This is a genomic window from Streptomyces sp. NPDC043853 (genome assembly GCF_056436025.1).
The window spans coordinates 106,876-126,207 of record NZ_JBWKDJ010000019.1; the positions used below are offsets into that span (position 1 = coordinate 106,876).

At 72.5% G+C, this 19,332-nt stretch carries 16 protein-coding genes; 8 read left to right on the plus strand and 8 right to left on the minus strand.

Annotated elements, in window-relative coordinates:
* Positions 1-117 precede the first annotated feature (117 nt).
* Positions 118-1,593: a sugar transferase gene (locus AC067U_RS34230; protein ID WP_478833731.1), complete on the plus strand. Its 1,476-nt coding sequence runs from the start codon at positions 118-120 to the stop codon at positions 1,591-1,593.
* Positions 1,594-1,602: 9 nt separating this feature from the next.
* Here AC067U_RS34230 and AC067U_RS34235 read toward each other — a convergent pair whose 3' ends face one another.
* Positions 1,603-2,538, minus strand: a complete 936-nt coding sequence (locus AC067U_RS34235; RefSeq protein WP_478833732.1) for a GDP-L-fucose synthase family protein — start codon at positions 2,536-2,538, stop codon at positions 1,603-1,605.
* A 215-nt stretch (positions 2,539-2,753) separates the two neighbouring features.
* On the opposite strand from AC067U_RS34235, the gene gmd reads away from it, so the two are divergent.
* The 4 genes from gmd (at position 2,754) to AC067U_RS34255 (ending at position 8,401) form a co-directional block, all read left to right on the plus strand.
* Positions 2,754-3,767: a GDP-mannose 4,6-dehydratase gene (gene gmd / locus AC067U_RS34240; protein ID WP_478833733.1), complete on the plus strand. Its 1,014-nt coding sequence runs from the start codon at positions 2,754-2,756 to the stop codon at positions 3,765-3,767.
* 247 nt (positions 3,768-4,014) lie between these two features.
* Positions 4,015-6,804 carry a CBM96 family carbohydrate-binding protein gene (locus AC067U_RS34245; protein WP_478833734.1) on the plus strand — a complete coding sequence of 930 codons (2,790 nt, stop codon included), beginning with the start codon at positions 4,015-4,017 and terminating at the stop codon, positions 6,802-6,804.
* A 128-nt stretch (positions 6,805-6,932) separates the two neighbouring features.
* On the plus strand, positions 6,933-7,619 hold the full coding sequence (locus AC067U_RS34250) for a hypothetical protein (protein ID WP_478833735.1): 687 nt from the start codon (positions 6,933-6,935) through the stop codon (positions 7,617-7,619).
* A 254-nt stretch (positions 7,620-7,873) separates the two neighbouring features.
* Positions 7,874-8,401, plus strand: coding sequence for a toxin-antitoxin system HicB family antitoxin (locus tag AC067U_RS34255; RefSeq protein ID WP_478833736.1), 528 nt, complete (start codon positions 7,874-7,876; stop codon positions 8,399-8,401).
* Between the two features lie 46 nt (positions 8,402-8,447).
* On the opposite strand, the gene AC067U_RS34260 is transcribed toward AC067U_RS34255, so the two are convergent.
* Entirely contained in the window at positions 8,448-9,575 is a 1,128-nt protein-coding gene (locus AC067U_RS34260; RefSeq protein ID WP_478833737.1) for a glycosyltransferase, read from the minus strand.
* A complete protein-coding gene (locus tag AC067U_RS34265; protein WP_478833738.1) occupies positions 9,572-10,114 on the minus strand; it encodes a WcaF family extracellular polysaccharide biosynthesis acetyltransferase in 543 nt (180 codons plus the stop codon). Before AC067U_RS34265 ends, AC067U_RS34260 begins: the two co-directional genes overlap by 4 nt.
* Before the next feature lie 100 nt (positions 10,115-10,214).
* Here AC067U_RS34265 and AC067U_RS34270 point away from each other — a divergent pair, with 100 nt between their 5' ends.
* On the plus strand, positions 10,215-11,729 hold the full coding sequence (locus tag AC067U_RS34270) for a hypothetical protein (RefSeq protein WP_478833739.1): 1,515 nt from the start codon (positions 10,215-10,217) through the stop codon (positions 11,727-11,729).
* A 150-nt stretch (positions 11,730-11,879) separates the two neighbouring features.
* Here AC067U_RS34270 and AC067U_RS34275 read toward each other — a convergent pair whose 3' ends face one another.
* The 3 genes from AC067U_RS34275 to AC067U_RS34285 are packed head-to-tail and all read right to left on the minus strand — an operon-like array spanning position 11,880 to position 16,035.
* A complete protein-coding gene (locus AC067U_RS34275; RefSeq protein ID WP_478833740.1) occupies positions 11,880-13,097 on the minus strand; it encodes an MATE family efflux transporter in 1,218 nt (405 codons plus the stop codon).
* On the minus strand, positions 13,094-14,833 hold the full coding sequence (locus AC067U_RS34280) for a lipopolysaccharide biosynthesis protein (RefSeq protein ID WP_478833741.1): 1,740 nt from the start codon (positions 14,831-14,833) through the stop codon (positions 13,094-13,096). Before AC067U_RS34280 ends, AC067U_RS34275 begins: the two co-directional genes overlap by 4 nt.
* A complete protein-coding gene (locus AC067U_RS34285; RefSeq protein WP_478833773.1) occupies positions 14,830-16,035 on the minus strand; it encodes a glycosyltransferase family 4 protein in 1,206 nt (401 codons plus the stop codon). Before AC067U_RS34285 ends, AC067U_RS34280 begins: the two co-directional genes overlap by 4 nt.
* 186 nt (positions 16,036-16,221) lie before the next feature.
* On the opposite strand from AC067U_RS34285, the gene AC067U_RS34290 reads away from it, so the two are divergent.
* Positions 16,222-16,689 (plus strand): FAD synthase family protein, encoded by a 468-nt coding sequence (locus tag AC067U_RS34290; protein ID WP_478833774.1) that lies wholly within the window; start codon positions 16,222-16,224, stop codon positions 16,687-16,689.
* Here AC067U_RS34290 and AC067U_RS34295 read toward each other — a convergent pair.
* Complete coding sequence (locus AC067U_RS34295) at positions 16,670-17,392, minus strand: CDP-alcohol phosphatidyltransferase family protein (protein ID WP_478833742.1); 723 nt, start codon at positions 17,390-17,392, stop codon at positions 16,670-16,672. The genes AC067U_RS34290 and AC067U_RS34295 overlap by 20 nt on opposite strands.
* 53 nt (positions 17,393-17,445) lie before the next feature.
* Positions 17,446-18,651, minus strand: coding sequence for an MFS transporter (locus AC067U_RS34300; protein WP_478833743.1), 1,206 nt, complete (start codon positions 18,649-18,651; stop codon positions 17,446-17,448).
* 69 nt (positions 18,652-18,720) lie between these two features.
* Here AC067U_RS34300 and AC067U_RS34305 point away from each other — a divergent pair, with 69 nt between their 5' ends.
* On the plus strand, positions 18,721-19,245 hold the full coding sequence (locus AC067U_RS34305) for a MarR family winged helix-turn-helix transcriptional regulator (RefSeq protein WP_478833744.1): 525 nt from the start codon (positions 18,721-18,723) through the stop codon (positions 19,243-19,245).
* Positions 19,246-19,332: the final 87 nt, after the last annotated feature.

Consider the following 19,332-nt stretch of genomic DNA (forward strand, 5'->3'; position numbering starts at 1 on the left):
GCAAACGGCATCTACCGTACGGACGTTTGTCGTACTGTTCTCCGGTGCGATAGTTGTCTGCCGTTTGGGGAAGCCGCGGACACTCGCCTCCGTCATATCCACGTGCCAGGGGGGCTCATGAGGCATGTCCGATTTCCTGCGCAAAGAGTGGCCGGATCGGCGTACGAGTCGAATGCGCCCCTGCGACGCCTGGGCGACAAGGCCCGCTGGTACCTGCCCGCAGCGCTGACCGCCGACCTGCTCGGCGCCGCCGTCCCGGTGTTCCTGGTGTTCGAGGCCGCCCGCCAGGTCCGCCCGCTGTACTGCGCGGCCGGTGCGGCGCTCGCCTGGATCTGTGTGCAGGCGCTCCGCCGACGTTACGCGAACCGGGCGCTCGGTGAGTCCCGGGGAGTGCTCCCGGTGCTGCACGACTGGCTGATTCTGATCGGCGTCCTGGCCGTCGCCCGGGCTGCGACGGACGAGAGCACCCCGCGTCTGGCCGCTCTGGGCGCCCTCCTGCCGGCCCTCCTCGTCACCGTCGCCTGCCGCAAGCTGACCTACCGTCATCTCTTCGCCGCCCGCCGCGAGGCCCAGGCCGTCAGCCGGGTGCTGGTGATCGGTGAGCCCGGTGCGGCCGAGGGGGTCATCGCCCACCTCTCCGCCCGGACCGACCACCCGTACGTGGTGGTCGGCGTGCTCCCGGTCGGCGACGGCGAACTGACCGGCGGCGTCCCGGTCGCCGGACGGCTCGGCGCGGACATGCCCGAGACTCCGTCCGGGGACGCGGACACCGTCCTCGGCGCCGTCCGCGGCCAGCACGCCGACCTGGTCCTGGTCGCCCCCGGGGTGCGGATCACCGGCGAGCGGCTGCGCCGGGTGGCCTGGGCCCTGCACGACGCGGGCCTGGAACTCGCGGTCTTCCCCGGCCTGGTGGAGGTCTCGGTCAAGCGCCTGGAGACCCTGTCGGCCGGCGGCCTCGCGGTGCTGCGGGTGGCCCCGCCGGTGCGGCGCGGCCTGCAGCCGGTGCTGAAGTCGGCGCTGGACCGGATCGGCGCGGGCCTCGGCCTGCTGCTGCTCTCCCCGGTCTTCCTGGGCATCGTCGCGGCGATCCGGCTGGGCAGCCGCGGCCCGGCGTTCTACCGGCAGCACCGGATCGGCCGCGACGGCGAACCGTTCGTCATGTGGAAGTTCCGCACCATGGTGGTGGACGCGGACCGGCTCAAGGCCGACCTGGCGGCGTCCAACGAGAACGACGGCCTGATGTTCAAGATGCGCCGCGACCCCCGGGTGACCCGGGTGGGCCGACTGCTGCGCCGCACCTCGCTGGACGAACTGCCGCAGCTGTTCAACGTGCTGAGCGGCCACATGTCGCTGGTCGGCCCCCGGCCGCCGCTGCCCGAGGAAGTGGCGCGGTACGACGAGGTGGAGCTCCGCCGGCTGGCGGTGCGGCCGGGGATGACCGGGCTGTGGCAGATCAGCGGAAGGTCCGACCTGTCCTGGGATGAAACGATTCAGCTTGACCTGCAGTACGTCGACAACTGGTCGTTCACCAGCGATGTCGACGTGATGGGCCGTACGTTCCGGGCCGTCGTGGACGGCCGCGGAGCGTACTGAGCCATGCGGTCAGCGGTTGTCCAGCCACCACCGGTAGGTGTCGGCGATCCCGTCCTTGAGCGGGATCCCCGGCTTCCAGCCCAGCGAGCCCAGCCGGGTCACGTCCAGGAGCTTGCGGGGGGTCCCGTCCGGCTTGGAGGTGTCCCAGGCGAGCCGCCCGGTGAAGCCGGTCACCTCGGCGACGGTCTCCGCGAGCTCCTTGATGGTGAGGTCCTCGCCGCAGCCGATGTTCACCGGCTCGTCGCCGTCGTACCGCTCCAGCAGCACGGCGCAGGCCGCCGCGAGGTCGTCCACGTGCAGGAACTCCCGGCGGGGCGTGCCCGAACCCCAGAGCGCGACCTCCTCGCGCCCCTGCGCCGCGGCCTCGTGGAAGCGGCGGATCAGGGCCGGCAGGACGTGCGAGGTCTCCAGGTCGAAGTTGTCGCCCGGGCCGTAGAGGTTCGTCGGCATCGCGGAGATGTACGAGGCGCCGTACTGCTTCCGGTACGACTGCACCTGCACGATGCCGGCGATCTTGGCGAGCGCGTACGCCTCGTTGGTCGGCTCCAGCGGGCCCGTCAGCAGCGCGTCCTCGTGGATCGGCTGCGGGGCGAGCTTGGGGTAGATGCAGGAGGAGCCGAGGAACAGCAGGCGCCCCACGCCGGCCGCGTGCGCGCCGGCGATGACGCTCAGCTGGATCTGCAGGTTCTCCTCCAGGAACTGCACCGGGTAGGTGCTGTTCGCCATGATTCCGCCCACCTTGGCGGCGGCGAGCACCACCGCGTCGGGGCGGACGTCCTTCAGGAACGCGCCGGTCGCGGCCGCGTCCCGCAGGTCCAGGTCCGCGCGGCCCCGGGTGATCACCTCGTGCCCGTCGGCGGTCAGCCGCCGTACGACGGCGGACCCCACGAGGCCGCGGTGTCCGGCGACGAAGATGCGGGCACGCGAAGGCAGAAAGCTTGTCATACCGCCGATGATGCCAGGGCATCCGGGCGGGGCGGCGGCTGCCCCGGGCTGCGCACCGGATCCCCTGGGGCCCGGGCGGTGCCGGAGCCGCACACACGTACCATGCGGGGACCCGCATGAGCCGAAGCGCGGGCGGAAGCCCGCGCGCCGGATGCCGGGGCACCGCCCCGGGACCGCTGAACAGGAACCACTTTCAACCCCCGGGGGGAACCCGCATGAGCAAGACCGCGCTGATCACCGGCGTCACCGGCCAGGACGGCTCCTACCTCGCCGAGCTGCTGCTCTCCAAGGGCTACACGGTGCACGGCCTGGTCCGGCGCTCGTCCAGCTTCAACACGGAGCGGATCGACCACATCTACCAGGACCCGCACACGGCCGACCGGTCCCTCGTGCTCCACCACGCCGACCTGTCCGACGGCGTCGCGCTGGTGAACCTGCTCCGTGACATACGCCCCGACGAGGTCTACAACCTGGGCGCCCAGTCCCACGTGCGCGTCTCCTTCGACGCCCCGCTGTACACCGGTGACGTCACCGGCCTCGGCGCGCTGCGGCTGCTGGAGGCGATCCGGGCCTCGGGCGTGGACACCCGCATCTACCAGGCCTCGTCCTCGGAGATGTTCGGCGCCACCCCGCCGCCGCAGAACGAGCAGACCCCGTTCCACCCGCGCAGCCCGTACGGCGCCGCGAAGGTGTTCGCGTACTGGACCACCGTGAACTACCGCGAGGCCTACGACATGTTCGCGGTCAACGGGATCCTCTTCAACCACGAGTCCCCGCGCCGCGGCGAGACCTTCGTGACCCGCAAGATCACCCGCGCGGTCGCCCGGATCAAGGCGGGCCTCCAGGACAAGCTGTACCTCGGCAACCTCGACGCCGTGCGCGACTGGGGCTACGCGCCCGAGTACGTGGACGCCATGTGGCGGATGCTGCAGCAGGACGAGCCCACCGACTACGTGGTCGCCACCGGTGTGGCCGCGACCGTCCGCGAGTTCGTCCAGGCGTCCTTCTCGCACGCGGGCCTCGACTGGGAGGAGTACGTGGCCTACGACGCCAAGTACGAGCGCCCCAGCGAGGTCGACGCCCTCATCGGTGACGCGAGCAAGGCGCGCGAGCTGCTCGGCTGGAAGCCGACGGTCCTGGTCGAGGAACTGGCCCAGATTATGGTGGAAGCGGACATCCGGCAGGTCGAGGACCAGCTCGCCGGAGTCACCGTCCGGATCGACCGCTGAGACCCGCGAGTTACCCGCAGTACCCTAGGATTTGCATGTTCCGGTCATCCCTTGACGGGGATGACCGGGGCAAACCTGCCGTATGTCCGATGTGCGCCTGCCGTGCTGAGCGCTGCTCATTCCCACTTGGTATGCAATGGGTCAAGTGAGGTGACAGGTTCTCACCGAAGCCCTAGTCTGCGCCGGTACATATGGCTGAACGAATATTTCCAGCCACACAACCGGGCGTTGCCGCCCTGGGGGGCTCATGCGTAGATCGAGAGGGCTGACGACTGCCCTCGTCCTGTCCTTGGCCGGCGCCGGCGCCGGTATCGGTGTGGTGCTGATGCCGGAGGCGTCGGCCATCACCCAGCCGGTGGCCTTCACCGCCGACAACCTGCCGACCTGGCAGACCAACGGCGTCGTCTTCGCCATGGCGGAAGCGGACGGCACCGTCTTCGCGGGCGGCACCTTCTCCGCCGTGCGTCCGCCCGTGGGCGCGGCCGGGGCCGAGCAGGAGGCCGTCAACTTCGCCGCGTTCGACGCCGCGACCGGAGCCCCCACCTCCTGCAAGCTGTCCTTCACCATCGGCGAGGGCAGCGCGACGGTGCGCGCCCTGACCGTCTCCAAGGACAAGAAGACCCTGTACGCGGGCGGCTACTTCGGTGCCGTCAACGGCGTCCCGGTCAGCAGCCTCGCCGCGATCGACATCGCGAGCTGCAAGCCCAAGGCCGACTTCCACCCGGGCTTCGCCGCCACCGTGCGCGCGCTCGCGGTCACCGACGACACCCTGTACGCGGGTGGCGACTTCTTCACCGTCGAGGGTCAGAACCGCGAGCGGTTCGCCGCGGTCGACGCCGCCTCCGGTGAGCTGAAGCCGTTCACGGCCAACGCCGACGAGCCCGGCCGTGCGATCGAGGTCACCCCGGACGGCAACAACGTCCTGCTCGGCGGTGACTTCTTCACCGTCAACGGCAAGAACAGCCACGCGCTCGCCGTGGTGAACGCCGGCACCGGCGCGGTCGTCAAGACCTACAGCAACATTCCGAGCAACTCGGTGGTCAAGGACATCGCCACCGACGAGAACGGCGGCTGGTACACCGGCAACGAGGGCTCCGGCGGCGGCGTCTTCGACGGTCGCATCGGCCTCAACCTGAGCGACTTCAGCGAGAAGTGGCGGGACCGCTGCCTCGGCGCGACCCAGGCCGTGCTGCCCTACGACGGGGTCCTCTACAGCTCCTCGCACGCCCACGACTGCTCCACCGAGCTGGAGTTCCCCGACGGCAAGCGGAACTTCCTGCTCGCCCAGAACACCAACTGGGCCGGCGCCGCCCCCGCACCGGTGGACGGCTTCGTGCGCAGCCCCGGCAAGCTCGGCTGGCACCCCACCGCCAACGACGGCATGGAGGGCACCGAGGGCATCGGCCCGCGCGTGATGTCCGTGTCGGAGAAGAACGGCGTCAAGTACATGTGGGTCGGCGGTGAGTTCACGCTCATCAACGGCAAGGAGCAGTGGGGCCTGACCCGCTTCGCCTCCACCGGCGACGTCGGCGCCCCGACCACCCCGGTCGCCAGCGCCTCCAGCGTCAAGCCCGGTGAGGTCCAGGTCCGCTGGCGCACCAGCTACGACCAGGACGACAGCAAGCTGACGTACCGGATCTACCGCAACGGTGCGGCCACCCCGATCGCCACGGTCGCCGCCTCCTCCCTGGAGTGGGAGCGCCCGCAGGCGTCCTGGAACGACACCACGGTCAAGGCCGGCCAGTCGTACACCTACCGGGTCACCGCGACCGACGCGGCGGGCAACACCAGCGCCCTGTCGGCCACCGCGAGCGTGGCCGTCCCGGGCTCCGTCCAGGCGTACCCGAACCAGGTCCGCGCCGACGGCGCGGATCTGTACTGGCGCTACGACGACGCGGTCAGCCCGTACACGGCCGACTCCTCGGTCTCGGGCAACCGCAGCGGCATCCAGGTCAACGCCCCGGCGCTGAAGCAGTCTCCCGGTGCGATCACCGGCTCCAGCACGGCGATGGGCCTCAACGGCACCAGCCAGCAGGTGCACAGCGACCGCCGCCAAGAGGTGGGCTCCGCCTACACCCTGGAGACCTGGTTCAAGACGAACACCACGCGCGGCGGCAAGCTGATCGGGTTCGGTGACAACACCACCCGCAACAGCAAGCAGTACGACAAGCAGATCTACATGACCAACACGGGTCGTCTGGTCTTCGGTGTCTACAGCGGCGGCTCGACGCGCACCGTCACCACCGGTCTGTTCGACACCTACAACGACAACAAGTGGCACCACGTCGTCGCGACCCAGGGTGCGGGCGGCATGACGCTGTACGTCGACGGCCAGAACAAGGGCCAGCTGAACGTCACCACGCACCAGCCCTACTGGGGTTACTGGCACGTGGGCGGGGACCAGCTGGGCAGCTGGCCGAACCGTCCGACGAGCAACTTCTTCGCCGGGCAGATCGACGAGACGGCCGTCTACCCGTCCGCGCTCACCCAGGCCCAGGTCAAGAACCACTACGACCTGGCCAAGGCGGTGGCCGAGACCGTCACCACGGTCTCCGCGACCGAGGACACCTACGTCAACCAGGGTGCCCCGAACGCGGCCTACGGCACGTCCACCTCGCTCGCGGTGCGCGGCACCTCGGCGTACGAGACGTACCTGCGCTTCACCCTGCCGGCGGCCCCCGCCGGGCAGGTGCTGAAGTCGGCCGCGCTGCAGATCAAGACCAGCACCCAGGCGAGTGCCGGCACGGCCGACACGGTCAAGGTGGTTCCGGTCACCGGCTCCTGGAGCGGCGCGACCACCACCTACAACACCAAGCCGACGCTGGGTGCCACGGTGCTGGGTTCGGTCGCCGGCATCGCCGACGGCTCCGCGATCCACAACGTCGAGCTGGACACGGCCGCGGTGAAGGCCGCGCTGGGCACCGGCTACGACATGGCCCTGACCTCGGCGGGCACCGACCCGCTGTGGATCTGGTCCCGCGAGGCCTCGGCGGCGGAGGGCACTCCGCAGCTGGTTCTCACCTTCGGCGCGCCGTAACGGTGCCGCCTGCGGGCCCCGGCCTCGAGGCCGGGGCCCGCACCCATACCCGAACGCGCGTCCGTCCACGTGGACGCGTGCAACCCGACCCTCCGCGCACCCCGCCCCAGTACCACGGGAGCCCTGTGATGTACCGACGCCCGGCAGCGGCTGCTGTTCTGCTGGCCACCGTCCTGTCCCTGTCCCTCACCGCCTGCAGCTCGGACGGGGACAAGCCGGCCGCGGAGGCGAAGCCGAAGCCCCCGGCCGCGTCCTCGGTCCCGGACCCGGCGGACTCGCCCGCCGCGCCGTCCGCTCCGGCCTCGCCGGAGGCGAAGCCGACCGGTCCGGTGGTGCCGGACGCGAAGTTGACGCCGGCCACGGGCTCCTTCAAGGAGAACGAGAAGAAGTACCTGAGCGGCCGGGTGCCGGAGAAGGCGGACCCGGCGGCGGTCCTGCAGACCGGCCAGGACGCGTGCCAGCGCATCGAGCGCACCGCGAAGCGGGACAAGAACGCGGCGGCGGCGGCGGTGGCCTCGGGCGAGATCGCGGGCGCCAAGGACGCGATCACCTACCTCTGCCCGGAGCAGAAGCCGGTGCTGGCGGCGGCGGAGAAGGGCTTCGGGGACGGCACCCGCAAGTCCCCCGCGGCCGGGACCTACCGGGCGGCCACCCCGACCACGTCCTGCATCTGGGAGGCGAAGTCCGCCAGCGGTTCGGTGCTGGCGTCCGGCCCCGAGATGGGTGCCAAGCCGGGTGCCCCGCTCACGGCGAAGATCCCGGCCGGCACGGCCGCGTTCGTCTCCACGGGCTGCTACGTCTGGTTCCCGGCGTAACCGCATCCCTTGCCGAGCCCCCGGCCCCGAGCGGCCGGGGGCTCGCGCATGCCCCCTCCCGGCGCATGCCCCCTCCCGGCGCATGCCCCCTCCCGGCGCATGCCCCCTCCCGGCGCATGCCCGCTCCCCGGCGCGGTCCCGGTCCGGTCAGGCGGGCCGGCCCCTAAGCCGACGGTGCCTCACGATGCTCAATGGTGCCATAATGACACCATTGCTCTTTGTTCGTGGCGCCAACTCCATGCCATGATGGCGTCATGGACCTTACTCCCTACGTCGACCACCTCCGACAGGAACTCGCGGTCGCCGCCCACGCCGGCGGCGACGAGGCGCGGGTCCTCGCCGAGCGGCTCACCGCTCCGCTGGAGTCCGCCGCCCGGCTCACCCTCCTGAACGCCCTCTCGGACGCCATGGCCGAGGTCACCCGGGACCTGGCACCCGGCTCGGTCGACGTACGGCTGCGTGGGGTGGACCCCGAGTTCGTCGTCACCGCCCCGCCGGCCGGCACCGGCGCGGGGTCCGAGAACATCACCCCCGCCACGCCCGCGCCCGCTCCGGTTCCGGTCGTCCCCGCCGACGTGGAGGACGGCACCACCGCCCGGATCAACTTCCGGCTCCCGGGCCACCTCAAGACCCGGGTCGAGGAAGCCGCCGCCGCGGAGGGCCTTTCCGTCAACGCCTGGCTCGTACGGGCCGCGGCCTCCGCCCTGCAGCCCACCGCGCAGGCCGCCGCACCCACCCGCCCCTGGCGCGGCGAGCAGGGCTTCACCGGCTGGGTCCGCTGACATCGTCATCCGCCGTTCCTGACCCGGCCCCGCGGACCGCGGCCGGTCAGGCGCCGCCCGCCCGGCCGAGCCCCTCGTACACCGACAGCAGCGTGTCCAGCACCGCGTCCATCGAGAACGACTCCGCCGCCAGCTTCCGGGCGGCCCGCGACGCGGTCCGGTTCGCCTCCGGGTCCAGCAGGGCCAGGACCGCCCCGGCGACCCCCTCGGGTCCCGGGGTGACGGCGTGACCGGCACCCGCCTCCGCGATGTCCCGGGCCAGGCCGTTGGAGTGCGTCACCACCGAGGGCACGCCCACCGACAGGGCCTCCAGCACCGACATCGGGAACGGCTCGTCCACCGACGGCAGTACGTACACGTGCGCCCGGCGCAGCTCCCGCAGCACGTTCCGCCCGCTCAGCGGCCCCGGTACGGAGACCCGGTCCGCCACCCCCAGCTCCGCGATCCGGCGCAGCACGGCGGCCTGTTCGCCCTCGTCCGGGCCGGCCACCACGAACTCGGCGTCCGGGTACGCGCGGAGGACCTCCGGCACCGCGTCCACGAAGTCCACCGGCCGCTTACGGGCCTGCAGCCGCGCCGCGTACAGGATCCGCGGCGGACCCGACAGCGGCGGCCGCTCCTCCTGCGCCGGGGTGCCGTTGACCAGCCGGACCGCCCGCGGCAGCGCACCGCCGACCACGGCCTCCAGCCCCTGCTTCTCGTGCCCGGTCAGATGGAGCACCGCGCCCGCGCCGCGCAGCAGCCGGCGGACCGCCAGCGCGTCCAGCACCTTCGCCAGGGCCTTGTCGCTCGGGTCCACCATGCCGTGGGTCTGCAGTACCAGCGGCCGGCCGGCCCGCAGGGCCGCCAGCGCGATCGGGAGGGTCACCAGGTCGCGGGCCAGGTGCACGTGCACCACGTCCGCGTCGCGGACCAGCCGCCCGGCCTTGGCCAGCAGCGCCGGCGAGGTCATCCCGCTGAAGCCCAGCGGCAGCAGCCGGCGGGCCGGGAACAGCTCGGCCGGCACCCCTTCGACATCGGTGGGCCAGGGCTCGCCGAAGCCCTCGCCGAGCGCCAGCAGGGTGGCCTCGTGGCCGCGCTCGCGCAGCCCCTCGGCCAGGTTCAGGGCCACCCGCACCGGGCCGCCGAACGCATTCTGCGGCGAGTGCAGCGTGACCGCGTGCAGGACTCTCATTTGGGCTCCTCCACCGGCCGGCGGGAACCGTCCGCGGTCTGCAGGGTCAGCTCCGGCAGGTCCTTGTGCACGATCGCCCCGGCGCCCGCGACCGCGTGGCGGCCGATGGTCACCCCGGCCAGCACGGTCGCCCGTACCGCCACCCAGGCACCGTCCTCGACGGTGATCGGGCCGTTGCGGTAGCGGAAGTCCGAGGCCCGGTGGTCGTGCGAACCGGTGCAGAGCATCGCCTCCTGCGAGACGCACACGTGCGCGCCGATGGTGACCGGCTCCAGGTTCAGCAGCCAGGCGCCCTCACCGATCCAGGCGTGGTCGCCGACGTGAAGCTTCCACGGCCACAGCACGCGCACCTTGTGGCGGATGAAGACGCCCTCGCCGATGTCCGCACCGAAGGCGCGCAACAGGGCGACGCGCAGCCGTGCCGGACAGAACCAGGCCATGAACACCGTGTTGAGCACGGCGAACCACAGTGCCTGGGTCAGGAACCCGCGTCCCTTGTCGTAGCCGGCCAGCGTGAAGGCCGTCAGATCGCGTGGCACATGCCCCCCTTCGAGCTCGCCCCCGGTCGGCGCCTCCCCAGGCGCCGCGGGCTCAGACTAGACTGCGCCCGGACAGCGCACAGGGGTGGGGGCAGGCACGGTGGCAACGGACATACGCAAGCCGCTGCCGCCCCGTGCCACCGCGCCGCCGGAGGACGACGCCGCCCAGTGGGGCCGGGTCACCACCCCGCGCACCCTGCTCTCCCGCGCCCTGTCGGTGCCGCTCGCGCTGGGCTTCACCGTCTTCCTGCCGCTGATCGTCGCCGTGCAGCCCGGAGCCGGCGTCGACGACGCCGCGTTCTGGCTGCAGCTCGCACTCACCATGTACGCGGGCGCCCGGCTCTCCGCGATGGTCCTCACCAGCCGCCGCAAGCTGCTCCAGGGCTCCTTCTGGCTGTTCGTCTACATGGCGATGGGCGTGGCCCCGCTGGCCCAGGCGGTGCTCGGGCAGGTCCCGACCCCCGTCGTCGGCCCCCGTTCCGACCTCACCTGGGCCGTGGCCCTGGTGCTGATCGGCTGCATCGCCTTCGACGTGGGCGTGCTGCTGGCCCGGCACCGGCCGGCCGGCGGGGTGTTCGGCACGCAGAAGGAGCCGCGCCCGGTGATGACCCACCGCCGCCGGCTCCAGCTGCTGACGCTGCTGGCGTTCCTGTGCAGCGGCGTGTTCATCATGAAGCTGGGCGGCCCGGCGGTCTTCTTCAGCAGCCGCCAGGAGATCATCGCCGGCATCGAGGAGGCCGGCGTCTCCAACGGCGACGGCCAGGCCGGCCAGGCTTTCCTGCGCGGCTTCGGCACCGTCCCGGCCCTGCTCGCCTGGCTGCTCTACACCCGCTGGCTGGTCACCTCGGTGTACGCCCGCCGCAAGCCGGTGATCATCGCCACCTGGGCCGCGCTGTGCGTGCTCAACCTGATAGTCAACAACCCCATCTCGAACCCGCGCTACTGGTTCCTGACGGTGATGTTCGCGATGCTCTTCACCGTCTTCCCGGTGAGCGCCGCGATGTACCGGGTGGCGCTGTCCATGGCCGTGGTGGTGGCGCTCCTGATCTTCCCGTTCGCGGACCGCTTCCGCTACGACGAGAAGAACTACAAGCCGGTGGAGACGACGTCCTTCCTGGAGCCGATGGCCCTGAAGGACTACGACCAGATCGGCATGTTCGCCAACACCATCACCTACGTCGACTCCGGACCCGGCCACTTGTACGGCCGGCAGCTGGCCGGTTCCGTCTTCTTCGCGGTGCCGCGCTCGGTCTGGGCGGGCAAGCCGCGCGACACCGGCGTGATGGTCGGCCAGTGGATGGGCACCGTCAACACCAACCTCTCCTCCCCGATCTGGGCGGAGCTGTGGATCGACTTCGGCTCGATCGGCATGACCGGCGGACTGATGGCCATGGGCTACGCCGCCGCCCGCGTCGACCGCCGTTACGCGAAACGCGCCAGACGCAGCACGCCGTCGGGTTCGCTCATCTCGGTGGTCGTCCCCCTGGTCGCGGGCTACTCCTTCATCCTCCTCCGCGGCCCCCTCCTCCAGGCCTCGGGCCGCGTGGCCATCGCCGCGCTCTGCCTTGCGCTGGTCGCGACGTACCGCACGGACAAGAACAAGACGCTCCGCTGAGCGCTGTCCCGCCCCGGTGCGGGCAGCTTCGGGCTGCAGAGTCGCCGCTGTGAGCGGGGGTTCGGGCGGGCGGGGTACAGCCGCTGGGCGGCGGTGTCCCGTGCGCCCACCCGTCCCGCCTTGCGGGACGCCTGCCCGCACGGGGGGCGATCAGGTCGGCAGCGGTGCCGGGAGGGTGGCCGGGACGCGGGTGACGCGCCACCAGGCGGCCATGGCCTTCAGGGCCGAGCCGAGGGCGAGGCCCCAGGCGGCGCCGGTGACGCCCCAGGCGGCGTAGCCGGCGAGGAGGAAGGCCACCGAGAGCAGCGAGAAGACCACCTGGACGGAGAGGGTGGCCCTCGGGTCCAGGACGCGGAGGGTCAGGAGGGCCGAGGTGCCCAGGGCCATCACCGCGTACTGGGCGCCCGTCGCGGGCAGCAGGGCTGCCGCCGCTGGCCAGGTGTCGCCCAGGAGTTCGCGGCCCCAGGAGTCGGGGAGGGCGTAGAGGGCCGCGGCCACCGTTGCCGCGAGGGCCCCCAGGGCCAGACCCAGCGTCAGGGTGGCCCGTACGACCGCCCGCTTGCCGGTGAGGCGGTTCAGGACCGGCGGGGCGAAGGCGTTCGCCGAGTTGAACAGGACGTTCAGCGGGCCGAAGAGGGTGGTGGCGCCGCGGAGGGCGCCGACCGCGAGAGGGGTGGCGAAGGCGCCCAGGCCGAGCACGGCCAGCTGGCTGGAGCCCTGGCCCACCGCGTACTCGACGACGAACCGCTGCCCGAGGTGGCCGCGGCGGAGGTAGGGGGCGATGTCCGTGCGCGCCCCCCGGACGTACGGCCACAGCAGGACCAGGCCGAGGAGGAGTGCGGGGATCGCCGACAGGCCCCAGACCTGGACCAGGTGTTCCGCCGACGTGCCGGACGGGAGGGACAGCAGCGCCGCCACCACACAGGCCAGGCGCAGCGTGTCCGCCGCCAGGGCCCGTTCCGGAGCCCTCAGCGCCGAGAAGCAGTAGCGGAGACCGTCCTGGAGCAGGACCAGGGGGAGGACCTTGCCGAGGGCCTCGAAGGCCGCGCCCGTCGAGCCGGGGAGCAGCGTGGCGACGGCGACCAGGATCACGCCGGCCGCGAACGAGGCCGCGGCCGTGAACGCGACCGCCGAGCGGCAGACCGTGCCGAGGCGTTCCTCCGCCTTCTCCAGGACCACGGTCTGGCCGACGTACGCCATGTTTAGGCCGAGCAGGACCGTGAACGTCACGTACACCATCGAGAAGGCGGCGAAGCCGGAGACCGAGGACAGGCGGGCCGCCAGCACCAGGACCAGGATGTTCGTGGCGCTGGAGGCCGCCTGGTCCAGGACCGAGGCCAGCGCCGCGACACCGCGACGTCCGCTCACCGCTGGCCCGTACGGACCGTCCGCAGCGCCACCGTGTCCGTGCCGTCGCCCGGGATGTGCTGTTCGACGGGCAGGGTCGGGCGGGGGCGCGGGGCCGGTGCGGCCGCGGGGGCGGGGGCGTTGCCCGGGGCGCGCTTGCCGCGGCGCGGGCCGCCGCCCTTCTTGTCGTCCGGCAGCGGTCCGTGCAGGACCGCTCCGAGCACCGTGCCGCCCGCGCCGGTGATCAGCTCGCGGATCCGGGCCAGGTCGGTGCGCTGCACCGCCCGCGGGTCGCAGACCACCAGCACGCCGTCGACCCGGTCGACCAGCGCGAGGGCGTCCGCGTACGACAGCACCGGCGGGGCCAGTACGACCACCGTGGAGTTGGGGGAGTCCGCCTCGGAAATGAGGCGGGAGGCGCGGGCCGAGGTCAGCGCGCGGGCCACGTTGCGGACCCGGTCACCCGGGATCAGGTCGAAGGAACCGGACTCGCCGGCGTCCACGACCAGCTGGCGGCCGTCGGGCCAGTCCGTCTCGGAGTGTCCGGCCGCGTTCTGGCCGGGCCCGCCCGGCATCTGGCTCCACCGGGGCCGGCCGCCCGCGTCCGTCGGCAGCTGGCTGGCCAGCACCGGGGTGCGCAGGTCCGCCTCGATCAGCAGCACGTCCTTGCCGGTCTCGGCGAAGGAGGCGGCCAGGTTCACGGCGACCGCCGCGGCGATCTCGCTGCTGCCCCGCGGGGCCACCACGAGCAGCCGGCGCCGGTCGGCGAAGCGGGAGTCGTAGGCGAGCCGGAAGGCCACCGAGCGGAACTCCTCGGCCAGCCGCGGGTCCTCCTCGCCGGCCGCCAGCAGCGGCCCGCCGGCGCTCTTGTCGCGCGGCAGCGAGCCCAGGACGGGCGCCCGCAGGGCCCGGGAGACATCGCCGTCGGAGCGCGGCGCCGGGTCGAAGACCAGCCGGACCCAGGCCGCGAGCAGGCCGAGGGCCAGGCCCACGGCCGCGCCCAGGGCGAGTGACATGGGCAGGCCGGGGCCGTCCGATCCGGACGGCGGGGTGGCCTTGCTGGTGATCCGGCCCGGGGTCATGTCCAGGGCGTCCAGCTTGGAGATCTGCCCGTTGAACTGGCCGACCTTGCTCTGCAGGTCGGTCTTCTGGGAGGCGGCGGCGTCGCGGGCGGCGCCGGCCGGCATCCGGGAGATGTCCTTGGCCAGTTCGTCGAGCTGCTTGGCGATCGGGTCGCGCTGCTTCTCGTAGCTCTTGACCATCTTGTCGCGGGTGGCGTCGAGCGCCTCCTGGCGCTTCGACAGGTACGCCTCCGTCAGGGCGTTCGCCCGGCGGGCCGCCTCCCGCGGGCTGTCGGCGGTGTAGGTGAACCTCAGCACCATGGACTGCGGCGGGTTGGTCACCTGGAGGCCGGTGCGCAGCGCCCCGAGCCCGGACTCGCCGACGCCCAGCTTCTTCGCCGCTTCCTCGGCGATGGAGCGGCTGAGCGCGGTCTGCCGTTCCGAGCCGATGTTGACCGTCTTGTCCGCCGCGATGGACGGGTTGAACGGGTCGTCGGTCGGCGTGCGGAGCACCACGTCCGCGGTGGCCACATAGGTGTCGGCGGTGGATATGCCGAGGTAGACACCGCCCAGCAGGCCGATGCCGATGCCCGCGCCGAGCAGTCTGCGGTAGCGCAGCAGCTGCTTGAACTGGTCCCGCAGGAGGTCCGGTTCGTCCTCGGCCGCTATCGCCACCGGGCGGTGTTTGTCGTTCACGGCCGGGTTCCCCCCAGTGCTTCGTCGATCAGTGCGTCGATGCGGGCCAGGCCCGCCTCACGGCTCAGGTGCGCCGCCACGTGACGCGGACCGGCCGCGCCCAGCGCGTCCGCGCCCTCCGGGTCCTCGGCCAGCGACCGTACGGCCTTCAGCAGCGCGTTCGGGTCCTCCGGCGGTACGAGCACACCGGCACCCGAACGCTCCACCTCCTGTGCGGTGCCGCCCTCGGACGCCACCGAGGCGACGACGGGCCGGCCGGCCGCGAAGTAGGAGGTGAGTTTCGACGGCACGCTCATGTCCAGCACGGCCGCGTGCTGCGTGACCGCGAGCACGTCCGCCGCCGCGAGGATATCGGGGAAGTCCGCGTCCCCGGCAGGGGGGATGATGTCGAGGTTGGGAACGTCGGCCGACATCTCGGCGAGCGCGGCCCGCTGACTCCCGTCGCCCATCAGGACGTAGCGGACGGCGGGATCGAGCCGGGCGGCGTTCACCAGTACCTCCAGGCCCTGCTTCAGCCCCATGTTCCCGGAGTGCAGGACGACGGTCTGGCCGGGCGCCCAGCCCAGGTGGCGGCGGGTCTCGCCGCGCGGCTTGGTGGGGGAGGGCACGTGCGACCAGTTCGGCACCAGCCGGATCCTCGCCGGGTCCACGCCCATGCCGACCACCCGGTCGACGAAGGTCTCGTGGATCACGCCCACCAGGGTGGCCCGCTTCAGCGCGTACGCCTCCGCGCGCCCGGCCAGTGCCGCGGCCTTGTCGCCGCCGCTGATGCCGCTCTGTGCCGCCGCCGCGCCCATCAGGTCCTGGACCACCGGGACGTACGGGACCTTCCAGCGCGCGGCCATCCGTGCGGCCAGCACCCCGCCGGCCAGGCTGGGCATCTGGGCGAGGATCGCGTCCGGCTTCGGGATCCGCGGCGGGGCCACGGCACCGTGCAGCAGGATCGATCCTTCGAACATCGCCCGCTTCACCGCGGTCTGCCGCGCCGGGACGGTGTGCGCACGCCGGTGCACGAGGACCCCCGCGCGCTCTTCCGTGCGCCGGAGCGCCCCCTTGTACTCCGGCTCCAGAGACCAGGAGGGGTAGTGCGGCATGCCGGCGAACACGTGCGTCTCGTGGCCGGATCGCGCCCAGTGTTCGGCGATCTGTGTGGCGTACGGACCGATGCCCGCGTGCTCGGGAGCGTAATTGGTGGAAACCAGCAGCAGGCGCCGGTGACCGGATGCGGACACTGACAGTCCCCTTCCCCCTGATCGATGCGCACGCCACCCTAATCGTTCATCCGCACGGGGCGGAACGTGCACGCTATTGTCTGCTAATCCACCGCACCGGGGGGTGCGGTCGCTGGGGGGTAACAGATGACGGAGCAGGACATGTCCGAACTTGGCATGCCCGCGCGCAAGCCCTATCGAGTGGGTTATGCGCCGGGCGCATACGATCTGTTCCATATCGGACACCTGAACATCCTTCGCCACGCCCGGAGTCAGTGCGACTACCTGGTGGCCGGAGTGGTCTCCGACGAGATGGCGGAACTGGCCAAGGGCCGCCGGCCGATGATCCCGCTGGTCGAGCGGCTGGAAATCGTTCGCAGCGTCAAGTACGTGGACGCCGCCTTCGTCGAGACCGTGCCGGACAAGGTCGAGACCTGGAAGCAGGTCCGGTTCGACGTGATCTTCAAGGGCGACGACTGGCGGGGCACGCCCAAGGGGGACAAGCTGGAGGCCGATTTCGCGGCCGTCGGCGTGGACGTCGTCTACTTCCCGTACACCGTGCACACCTCCAGCACCCAGCTGCGCCGGGCGCTGGACGCGCTCGCCGAGCCCCTGCCGGAGACCCTCACCGCCGAACGGCGCTGAGCTCCCGGAACCACTTCGCCAGGAACGCCAGTAGGAACAGGGCCGCCACGGCGCCCAGTCCCGCGTAGGCGAGGGCGAACAGCTCCCCGCCGCCGAGCAGCAGGAACACCAGGCAGAACACGCCGTAGTCCACCGGCAGCAGCGCCACGGCGCGCAGCGTCGAGGGCGCGGCGGCGGGGTCACCAGGAGCCGGCTTCGGCTTGAGCTTCTCGGTCAGCAGTCCACCGAAGAAGGTCACCACGGCCGCGAACTGGAAGCCGAGCGGCACCAGCAGCCAGCCGTCGGCCTGCGTCCCGTACGCCTCCGGGAAGCGGTAGAAGGCGATCAGCACGCAGGTGTGCAGCGCCGTCAGCTTGGCGGCGTCCACCACGTGGTCGAGCCATTCGCCGGCCGCGCTGCCCCCGCCGCGCAGCCGGGCCAGCTGCCCGTCCGCCGAGTCGAAGGCGAAGCCGACGGCGAGCGCGGCCCACACGGCCGGCCCCAGCGCCCACGAGGGCGCGGCCAGCGCGACGGCGGCCACCGCGGCGAAGCTGAAGGCGGCGCTGATCAGCGTCACCTGGTTCGGGGTGAGTCCCAGGGCGTACGAGCCGGCCGCCAGGTACCGCCCGGCCGGCCGGTTGACGAACCGGGAGTAGAGGGACACCCCCTTCGCCGACTTCTGCGCCCCGCGCAGTTCCCGCAGCGCGGTCCCCACACTCGCCATCCGCTCACACCCCTTGCACTTCTCGTCCCCGCCACAACCCCCGGTCGCACACATCATCGCAGGGCGAATGCATGCTCCCGCTCCGGATGTTCCCGCACGTCCGGAAGCAGCAGCACGCCCAGATTGGCCGCGGTCACCAGGGCCGCGGCCGCCAGCAGCGGGCCGGTGGTCCCGGCGACGGCGGCGAGCGGGGCCGCCGCGGCCAGCCCCAACGGCCGGGCGGCGAAGGAGATCAGGGTGTCGAAGGAACCGACCCGGCCCAGTGCACCGGCCGGTACCCGCTGCTGGATCACCGTCTCCCAGAGCGGGCTGAGCAGTCCGACCCCGCCGAGGCCCAGGAAGTACGCGGCGGCCACCACCGGGGTCGGCAGCCGCAGCCCGAGCGCGGCGAGGGCCAGGCCGAAGGCGGCCGAGGCGAAGGCCACCCAGACCAGCGGCCGCCGTACCGGCAGCCGGCCGGCCGCCCAGGCGCCGGCGAGCATTCCGGCGGTGCCGGCCTGGGCGATGACCACCCAGGCGGCCTCGCCGCCCAGCGACTCCACGGCGATCAGCGGGCCGAGGGTGAGCAGCAGCCCGGCCGCCAGGTGCCAGACGCCGTGGCCCAGCACGTTGGCGAGGAACCAGGGGTGCCGCCGGGTCTCGGCCCAGCCCTCGCGCAGCTCCGCGACGAAGCCCGGCCGGTCCCCGGCCGGAGCCCGGTGCGGGGTGCGCAGGCCGCCCAGGGTGACCGCCGAGAGGATGAACAGCGTGCCGGTCAGCAGCGAGGACCAGCCGGCTCCGATGCCCATCATCAGCCCGCCCGCGGCGCCCGGACCGGCGACCGAGGCCAGCCCCTGGGCCACCATCAGCCGGGAGTTGGCCCGCAGCCGCTCGGGTCCGGCCACCACGGCGGCCACCAGGGAGCGGGCCGCCGGGGTGCCGAAGGCCACCGCCGCCCCGGTCACGGCGGAGAGCGCGGCCAGCGCGGGCACGCGGACCGGCCCGGTCAGCAGCAGCACGCCGACGGCGAGCTGCGCGGCGGCCCGGACGAGGTCGGCGGCGAGCACCACCCGCCGCGCCGGGAAGCGGTCGGCGGCCACGCCGGCGACCGGCAGCAGCACCAGCATCGGCACCATCTCGCAGGCCAGCACGAGGCCGAGGTCGCCGGCGGAGCCGGTGCCGACCACGGCGAGGGTGAGCGTGGTGGGGATGAGGGCGGTGGCGAAGGCGGCGAAGGTGCGGCCGGCGAGCAGCCGCCACAGGTCGGGGGTCGGGGTCACCGGCCGAAGGTATTTCGCTGACGAATCATTCGTCAACGAAATATCTTGGGGTGGCGCGATAATGCCGGGATGAGCGAGCAAGCGGGCAGCGGGCAGAGCCCACCGCCGACGGAGGACTCCGTCGACCGGCACATCGCGCGATGGCGCGGCAAGGTGCCGTTCGACGTGCCCACCGAGGAGGTCATCACCCGCATCCAGCTGCTGGCCAAGCACGTGCAGCGGGCCAAGGAACGCGCCCTCTCCGAGACCGGGCTGCAGCCCTTCGAGTTCGAGACCCTGCACCGGCTCGCCTCCCGCGGCGAACCCTGGCGGGCCACGCCCTCCGAGCTCGCCGCCGAACTCCTGCTCTCCCCGGCGGGCGTGACCGGCCGGCTGGACACGCTGGAGAACTCCGGACTGGTCCGCCGCCTGCGCGCGGCCGACGACCGCCGCCGCGTGGACGTCGAGCTGACGGAGGAGGGCCGGACCCGCTGGCTCGCGGCGATGAGGCTGCGCGGGCTGGCGGAGGTGGCGATGCTCGAACCCTTCGCCCCGGCCGAGACGGCCGAACTCGCCGCCCTCCTCAAGCGCATGCTGCTGCACGTGGAGGAATGACCCAGCCGCCGCCGTGTGGGCAGTCGTGCCGCAGGGGCGATGGGGGTCCTCCCCCCTGGCTTCGCCGGGGGTACCCCCACCTGCTCG